A 351-nucleotide genomic window follows, 5' to 3' on the forward strand; every position below is an offset into this window, starting at 1 on the left:
TCGCTTTGCAGGGTAAATAAGTTCCATCAGAAACCAATCATTATTGGATGCCTTGGGATTTCAATTGAAATTGTTGCAAGTATGTCAGAACTTGCGTTTTATCACATGTTAGTACTAGGTACAACAATAACAATTTCTGAAGTAAATAAACTCATCATTATTGCTATTTTCCGTAGCTTCTTTGCACTTGGCTTTTTAAATATGATGAATTTATATGAAACGAAATTAAAAGAAACGCAAGTTCGAAAAGAAAATGAAAATATGTTAATGCATCTTTCTAATTTATATGTGGAATCTGTTCATTTGAAAAAGACGTTACAAAATGCGGAGTTAATTACACAAGAAGCATAT

The 351-nt window shown here is 30.5% G+C and carries 1 pseudogene; it reads left to right on the forward strand.

The annotated features are described in order from the left end of the window. A pseudogene (locus KVT11_RS19610) lies at positions 1-351 on the forward strand (ATP-binding protein); the annotation flags it as partial.

Origin of the sequence: Bacillus sp. GbtcB10 (genome assembly GCF_019091365.1) — a bacterium.
GTDB lineage: Bacteria > Bacillota > Bacilli > Bacillales > Bacillaceae > Bacillus > Bacillus altitudinis.